We start from the raw sequence: 7627 nt of genomic DNA, 5'->3' as shown, positions 1-7627 counted from the left end.
CGCAACGCCCGGTACTGGCCAGCAACCTCGTCGGCGCTCTGATGGCCAGCAACGCCTTCGACGGCGTCAGCGAGAGGCTGGACGCACTCGAGCGCAGCCTGTCGTCCCCACCCGAGTCGCTGACGATCCGCAACGAGGCCGAGTGGGCACGGCTGCCGGCACAGATAGCCACGCACCGGGCAGGGTTGGCGCTGGTCGCCGGGGACGTGCCCACCACCATCGCCCACGCCGACGATGCCTTGGCACGAGCCGCGGCCAACGACCAGCTCACGGTCGCCTCTGCGTCCGCACTGAAGGGTCTGGCGTCTTGGGCAAACGGGGACCTGCTCGCCGCCCTGCGCGGATACCGGGCAGCCATCCAGGGCCTTGCCGCGATGGGGCACGTGTCGGACGTCCTGGCTTGCACCGAGATCGTGGTCGACCTCGAGCTGCAACGCGGCCACCTCGACGAGGCCCGGGACGCAGCCGAGCGTGCTCTCGAACGGGCTGGGGCCGCCTCCGGAGACCTGGCGAGTCGAGGTTCCGCCGTGGTGAGAGGGACGGCCGATCTGTGGACGGCGCTGGCTCGGATCGCCTGGGAGAGGGGCGACAACCGAGAGGTGGTCCAGCACCTGGGCCGGGCAAGTGACCTGGGCGATGGTGCCGGGCTGCCGCGGCAGCCGTACCGGTGGCGGGTCGCCATGGCGCACCTGCGGGAGAGCGAGGGCGACACCACCGCCGCGGCCGCCCTGCTCTCGGAGGCCGAACGCCTCTTCAACAGCGACTACTCACCCAACATCCGACCGGTCTCGGCCGACAGGGCACGACTGCACATCCGCGGCGGCGACCTCGCAGCAGCCCGCACCTGGGCGGTCGCCGCAGGCGTCAGTGCCGATGACGAGCTGGACTACCTGCGCGAGTACGAGCACCTGACCCTGGCTCGACTGCTGGTGGCCGAGCACCAGGCCACCGGCGATCCGGATTACCTCGACCAGGCGGCCGAGTTATTGGAACGCCTTCTCGTGGCCGCTACTGAGTCAGAACGGACCGCCGCACAGGTGGAAGCGCTGCTCCTCCTCGCCGTCGTTGCGGATGCCACCGGCAGAGCCAGGGAAGCCCTGTTCCGGGTGCAGGCAGCCGCGGAGCTGACGCGCCCGGGCGGCTGGGTACGCCCCTTCCTGGACGCGGGACCACGAGCGGTGGAGTTGCTCGGGCTGCTTCCCGATGAGACCCGGTTCGCGGCCGCGGTTGCCGCGGCGGCGGGCAACCCGCCGCACCCGGCCAGAGCGTCGGGCGAGCCGCTGCTCTCGACTGGAGCGGAACTTCCGCTGGTAGAGCCGCTGAGCAGCCGCGAACTAGATGTCCTACGACTCCTCGGCTCGGACCTCGACGGACCCGCCATCGCCCGCCACCTCAACGTGTCGTTGCCGACCGTGCGGACCCACACCCAACACATCTACGCCAAGCTCGGCGTGAACAATCGTCGGGCCGCGGTGCGACGCGCCCATCAGCTACACCTCTGACCCAACGACCCGACAGTCCTGGCGCCCTCCGGGACGTCCCGGCAAGGAAGTTCATCACCGCACTCATCACCTGTGATGACGCGCGCTCATCACCCCCGTTCCTACCTTGCGGGCCATGAGCAGCACACCGAACGGGCACCACGGCGACTGGTACGAGATCCGAATCCAGGGCCGGCTCGATGACCGCTGGTCTTCCTGGTTCGACGATCTCGACCTCTCCCACACCGACGCCGGCATAACCGTCCTCCGCGGCCCCGTCGCCGACCAGGCCGCGCTGCATGGGCTGCTGCACAAGCTCCGCGACCTCGGGGTCTCGCTGCTGTCCGTCACCCAGACCGACCCCGACAACCCCAGCAACACCAACCCATCGACCTGAATCGACCCACATCCAACCCCGGCTCACCCCGGGCCATTCGCCAGGAGGCACGCATGAGCACCACCCAGCACACTCGCACCGTCGACCGTCAGCCGGCCACGGACCCGACGCGACGCGCAGCCACCATCGTCGGCTGGCTCTTCATCCTCACCTACGTCACCTCGATCTCCGCCAAAATCGGGTTCTACCCGCCGCTGTTCGACGGCAACTACGTCACCGGCCCCGGAGAGGACTCCCGCGTCCTGTGGGGCGCGTTCGCGGAGTGCATCCTCATCATCGCCAACATCGGTACCGCCACCGCGCTGTACACGGTCGTCAAGCACCGGTATCCCAACCTCGGCCTCAGCTTCATCGCTGCCCGGATCATGGAGAGCGTCTTCATCGGTGTCGGCATCCTCGCCGTCCTCACCGTCGTCACGCTGCGTCAGGACTACGCGGCCGCCGACGAGCAGTCCGCCGCCGGCCTGGCCGCCGTCGGCGACGCGTTCCTCGTCATGCAGGAGTGGACCTTCAACCTGGGCCCGCAGTTTGTCGTCGGCGTCGGCAACGGGCTCATTCTCGGCTGGATGATGTTCCGATCCGGCCTGGTGCCCCGCCGGCTCGCCGTGCTCGGCCTCATCGGCGGCACGTGCATCGTCGCCACCGGCTCAGCCGCCGTCCTCGGCCTCATTGAGCCCGGCGGCGCCATCCAGCTACTCTCCGCCGCACCCGAATTCTTCTGGGAGCTCGGTTTGGGCATCTACCTCATCGTGAAGGGCTTCAAGACTCCAGGCACGGACGCCCACGGCGCCATGGGCGAGCCGGCGGTGACCCGATGATCTGCGTGGAGCACGTCACCAAGACCTACGGAGGCTTCACCGCCGTCGACGACGTCTCCTTCAGCGCCCGTCCCGGCCGGGTCACCGGCTTCCTGGGACCCAACGGCGCCGGAAAGTCGACCACCCTGCGGGTCGTCGTCGGCCTCACCCCACCCGACCACGGCACCGCGCAGGTGCTTGGACGGCGGTTCCGAGACATGCCCAACCCGGGCAGGGAGGTGGGCGTCCTCCTCGACGCGTCCGCCCAGCATGCCGGCCGGACCGGTCGGGAGGTGCTGGGCATCGCGCAGACCACCATGGGACTGCCCCGCCGCAGGGTGGCCGAGGTCCTCGACGTGGTCGGGCTCAGCGAAGCCGAGGCCAATCGGCGGCTGCGGGACTACTCGCTGGGCATGCGGCAACGCCTCGGGCTCGCACACGCGCTCCTCGGTGACCCGGAGGTCCTCATCCTCGACGAGCCGGCCAATGGCCTCGACCCGGCCGGCATCCGCTGGATGCGAGACCTGCTGCGCGGCTACGCCGATCGTGGAGCCACCGTCCTGCTGTCGTCCCACCTGCTGCATGAGATCGAGGTCGTTGCCGACGACCTGGTCGTCATCGGGCACGGGCACGTGGTCGCGGCAGGCACGAAGGACGACCTGCTGGCCGGCGCCGGCACCTACGTCGCCACCCGCGACCCGGCGCCGCTCGCCCAGGCTCTGACCAGCGCTGGGCTCAGCCACCACGCCGACGACATCAGCGGCGCCGGCGCCGGTACGTCGAGCCCGGCGGTGTTCCGCGTGGACGCAGACGCCGAACTCGTCGGCCACGTCGCGTGGACCGCCGGGATCGCCCTCACTGAACTCCGGCCGGCCGACGGCGCCGGTCTCGAGGAGATGTTCCTGAGCCTGACCGCCGACACCCAACGCGACCGCCACCCGGCCGCAAGCCCGCAAGGAGCAGTCGCATGACCACCCAAACCGCCACTACCTCGGCGGTCGCCGCCCCCGGCGCAGCCACCCAGGTCGACCGCCGGACCACTCCCCGGAAGACGCCAGCACGGGTCCCGTTGACCCGCCTGGTGCGGGTGGAGCTCCGCAAGAGCTTTGACACCCGCTCCGGTCGTTGGCTGCTGGCTAGCCTCGGCCTCGCCGCACTCCTCACCACCGGGGCCATCATCGCCTGGGCGCCCACCGCGGAGCTCGCCTACAGCGAGTTCACCCTGGCCATCGGGGTTCCGATGACGATCATCCTGCCCATCATCGCGGTGCTGTCGGTGACCTCGGAGTGGAGCCAGCGTTCCGGGTTGGCGACGTTCACCCTCGTTCCGCACCGGGGGCGCGTGGTGCTGGCCAAGGCCATCGCGGTCGTCCTCGTCACGGTCCCGGCAACTGCGGTCGCGTTCGCCGTCGGCGCGGTAGGCAACCTCATCGGGGCGGCGTTGGCCGACGTCCCGACCGTCTGGGACCAGTCGCTGGTCGACGTCGGCTACTTCGCTGCCGGCCAGACGCTGCTGCTGCTGGTCGGGTTCGTCCTCGGGGCGCTCATCCGGAGCAGCTCGGGCGCCATCGTCGCCTACATGCTGTACGGGTTCGTCGCGCCGGGCCTGCTGGCGTTTCTGGCGTTCAGCCAGGACTGGTTCGCCGACGCCCGGCCGTGGCTGGATGCGAAGTACAGCCAGGACGCGCTGCTGCGGGGACAGCTGACCGGCGACGGGTGGTCGCACCTGGCGGTGACGAGTCTGGTGTGGCTGGTCGTCCCGATGGTGGTCGCGGTCGTGAACGTGCTCCGCTCGGAGTTGAAGTGATGCCCGCTCGTGGGAGACCTGGCGCGGACCAGGACGCCACCGGGTCGGTCGAACCGCACCGGCGGGTTGGTCGCGTGGTCGTCCAGTCCAAGTACGGCGGACCAGACGTGCTGCAGGTGACCGTGCAGCCCCGGCCAACACCTGCCGCTGGTGAAGTCCTGGTCCGCGTGCACGCAGCATCGGTGAACGCCCGCGACTGGCACGTGATGCGCGGTGAGCCGCGTGTCGCACGTCTGATGGACCGCACCCTGTTCGGCCGACGCGGGCCTCGCGTCCCGGTACGCGGCACCGACTTCGCCGGCGTCGTCGAAGCCATTGGCCCCGGAGTCACCAGGTGGCGGCGTGGGGACGCTGTGTTCGGCGAAGGGGTCGGCACGTTCGCCGACTACGCCATCGCGTCGGTCGACCAGGTGGCACCGGTACCTGCGGGTACCACGTTCGAGCAGGCAGCTGCGCTGCCGCTGGCCGCTGCCACAGCACTTCTGTGTCTGGACGAGACGGGCCTCGGGGCTGGTGGCCGCGTGCTCATCAACGGTGCGTCAGGTGGTGTCGGCACGTTCGCCGTCCAGGCCGCGAAGGCGAAGGGGCTCCACGTCACAGCAGTGGTCAGCAACCGCAACGTCGAACTGGTCCAGTCGCTGGGTGCCGACGAGGTCATCGACTACACGACCACGAACTTCACCAGCGACAGCCGCACCTGGGATGCCGTGGTGGACCTGGTCGGCAACCACCGACTGCGGGACCTTCGCCCGGCGGTCCGGGCAGGTGGCCGACTGGTGCTGTCGGGCGGTGGGAACTCCGGCGACGGACGCATCCTGGGGCCGATGAAACTGCTGGTCGGTGCGATGGCGCTGGCCCGGTTCCAGCCGTTCGAGGTCCGTGCACCCCAGTCCGTCCCAACCACAGTGGTGTTGGAGCGGGTCGCGGGCATGGTGGCCGAGGGTCAACTCCGGCCGGTGACGGACCGGACCTTCTCGTTGGTTGACACCGCGGCTGCGGTCCGTCACGTGGAGGCCGAACACACCCGCGGCAAGGTCGTCATCACGGTCGAGTGACGAGGGCGCCACGCGACGGCCCCCGTCCTGCGGCCTGGGCGAGTTGAGACCACACGTCTGTTGAGCGAGCGGGAGCGGGAAGTGCTGCGGCTGTGGATTCGGCGCCGCGGATGGGGGACTCCGCGGCATCGTCGGCGCGCCGAGGGGATGGGTTGGCGCGTCCGACGGGTCCAGATTCACGCTGCGGCGGAGCTCAGACAGCTCGGCGGGTGAGGAGCTGGACGCGGATGCGGTGCAGGCGCGGCATCAGGCCATAGATGACGATCGGGACCGCGACGGTGGCGAGAACGAAGGTGCGCAGGGCCGGGTTGAGGTCGGCGAGCCACGGGCCGATGGTCAGGTTGAGGACGGTCAGGGTCGGGAAGACCGCGACCCAGATCATGACGGCGAGCGCGTGCTTGCTGGGTGGCCCGACGGGCGGCTTCGCGGTGGCGGCGGTGGGCTGGGGGTTGGCGTTGGTGGACACGGTGGTGCTCCTTCGGTGTGGTCTGGTGCCTGTGGTGGCGTGCTTGGTAGAGCCGACGGCCGCTTGTGCGGCGGGTCGGTGGGCGGGTGGTTGTGGGGCCGGCCTCGGGCGTGGGTCCGGGAGGGCTGGGTCCGGGTTAGGCGGGGAGGCCGAGCCGGTAGTCGGTGACGGCGATGGGGATGTCCTCGTCGACGAGGCTGTTGTTGATGGCGATGGCGGCAGCGGACCCCTCGCCGGCGGCGGTGATGACCTGGGCGCGGGGGTTGGTGGCGTTCCCTGCGGCCCAGACGCCGGGGACGCTGGTGGCGCCGGTGCCGTCTACCTGGACCCAGCCGATGTCTCGGACGGTGCATCCGAGGTCGACGAGGAGGGTGTCGTTGGGGACGAACTGGGGTCGGACGAACACGGCGGTGCGGGGCACGATGCGGCCGCCGTCGATGACGACGCCGGTGAGGTGGTCGTCCTCGACGGCCAGGCTGACCACGGGTTCGTCGACGATGCCGATTGCGCGGGCGACGAGCTGTTCGCGCTGGGCTGCGGTGAGGGTGGCTCCGTTGGCGAAGAGGACGACGTCGTCGGACCACTGCCGGATGATGTGGGTGTGGGCCAGTGACTCGGCGGTCGTGGCAGGGTCGCCGGCGAGGATGCCGATGGGCTGGTCGGCGACCTCGTACCCATGGCAGTAGGGGCAGTGGAGGAGGTCGCGGCCCCACCGTTCCCGAACGCCGGGCACATCGGGGACCTCGTCCCGCAGACCGGTGGTGACCAGGACGGCACGCGTCTCGAGAACGGCCCCGTCGCTGAGGGTGACCTGGAACCTGCGCTGCGCTGACGCCGACTTCGCTGCGCTCTCGCAGGCCGCGACGGCGGTGACGGTGCCGGCGACGAGCTCGACGCCGTAGCTGGCCACTTCCGCGCGACCGCGCGCGACGAGCTCAGCGGGCGGGAGGCCGTCGGAACCAAGGAACCCCTGCATGTGCGCAGCGGGCGCGTTACGAGGCTGGCCGGCGTCGACGACGGCGACGCGGCGGCGCGCACGACCGAGCACCAGAGCAGCGGAGAGTCCGGCGGCACCGCCGCCGACGATGACGACGTCGTACCGGCTCTGGCAGCTGACAGCCGCGTCGGCCGAGCCGACTGTCGGGCGGGGGGCCGGGGCGCCGGTGGTGTGGTTCTGGGTCTCGTTCGTGCTCATGCACCGAGAGTGACCCGCCCTCAGGGCTGGCGACAACGGTTGTTGCTGTTTCTGGGAACACAGCGTTCAATCCGTTCATGAGTACACGCGCGGACAACGTCGCCGCCCAGAGGCCGGTGGACCCAGCGGCTGGTGGGGACGGACGCATCGCGGCGGCCCTGGACCTGGTGGGGTCTCGGCTGCGGCGGGTGCGGGAGCAACGGGGGCTGACGCTGACCGAGGTGTCCGAGCGGACCGGGATCTCGAAGAGCACCCTGTCCAGGCTGGAGAACGGCCAGCGCCGACCGAGCCTCGAGCTGCTCCTGCCCCTCGCGCAGACCTACCGAGTGCCGCTGGACGACCTGGTCGGTGCGCCCGAGGTCGGCGACCCCCGCATCCGGCTCAAGCCTCGCCGGGTCCATGGGCGCACGGTCGTGCCGCTGACCAGAC

At 70.4% G+C, this 7627-nt stretch carries 9 protein-coding genes; 7 read left to right on the top strand and 2 right to left on the bottom strand.

The window, feature by feature from the left end:
* From VF468_20380 to VF468_20355, 6 genes are all read left to right on the top strand, one after another.
* The coding region (locus VF468_20380) for a LuxR C-terminal-related transcriptional regulator (protein HEX5880647.1) at positions 1–1502 on the top strand (1502 nt) is incomplete at its 5' end.
* Positions 1503–1617: 115 nt separating this feature from the next.
* The gene (locus tag VF468_20375) at positions 1618–1878 is read left to right on the top strand and encodes a hypothetical protein (protein HEX5880646.1); all 261 of its coding nucleotides are present in this window, start codon (positions 1618–1620) and stop codon (positions 1876–1878) included.
* 53 nt (positions 1879–1931) lie between these two features.
* Complete coding sequence (locus tag VF468_20370) at positions 1932–2696, top strand: DUF4386 domain-containing protein (protein ID HEX5880645.1); 765 nt, start codon at positions 1932–1934, stop codon at positions 2694–2696.
* Positions 2693–3646, top strand: coding sequence for an ATP-binding cassette domain-containing protein (locus VF468_20365; protein ID HEX5880644.1), 954 nt, complete (start codon positions 2693–2695; stop codon positions 3644–3646). Before VF468_20370 ends, VF468_20365 begins: the two co-directional genes overlap by 4 nt.
* Positions 3643–4482 carry an ABC transporter permease gene (locus VF468_20360; protein HEX5880643.1) on the top strand — a complete coding sequence of 280 codons (840 nt, stop codon included), beginning with the start codon at positions 3643–3645 and terminating at the stop codon, positions 4480–4482. Before VF468_20365 ends, VF468_20360 begins: the two co-directional genes overlap by 4 nt.
* 74 nt (positions 4483–4556) lie before the next feature.
* Entirely contained in the window at positions 4557–5537 is a 981-nt protein-coding gene (locus VF468_20355) for an NAD(P)-dependent alcohol dehydrogenase (GenBank protein ID HEX5880642.1), read from the top strand.
* 193 nt (positions 5538–5730) lie between these two features.
* On the opposite strand, the gene VF468_20350 is transcribed toward VF468_20355, so the two are convergent.
* Together VF468_20350 and VF468_20345 are read right to left on the bottom strand one after the other, a co-directional pair.
* A complete protein-coding gene (locus VF468_20350) occupies positions 5731–5919 on the bottom strand; it encodes a hypothetical protein (GenBank protein ID HEX5880641.1) in 189 nt (62 codons plus the stop codon).
* A gap of 220 nt (positions 5920–6139) precedes the next feature.
* Complete coding sequence (locus VF468_20345; protein ID HEX5880640.1) at positions 6140–7198, bottom strand: NAD(P)/FAD-dependent oxidoreductase; 1059 nt, start codon at positions 7196–7198, stop codon at positions 6140–6142.
* A 77-nt stretch (positions 7199–7275) separates the two neighbouring features.
* Between VF468_20345 and VF468_20340 the strand changes: the two genes are divergently transcribed.
* On the top strand, positions 7276–7627 hold a 352-nt coding region (locus VF468_20340; protein HEX5880639.1), incomplete at its 3' end, for a helix-turn-helix transcriptional regulator.

The sequence above is a fragment of the Actinomycetota bacterium genome (genome assembly GCA_036280995.1).
GTDB lineage: Bacteria > Actinomycetota > CALGFH01 > CALGFH01 > CALGFH01 > CALGFH01.
Note: the sequence above shows the minus strand (reverse complement) of the source record. Positions and strands in the feature narration are given on the sequence as shown.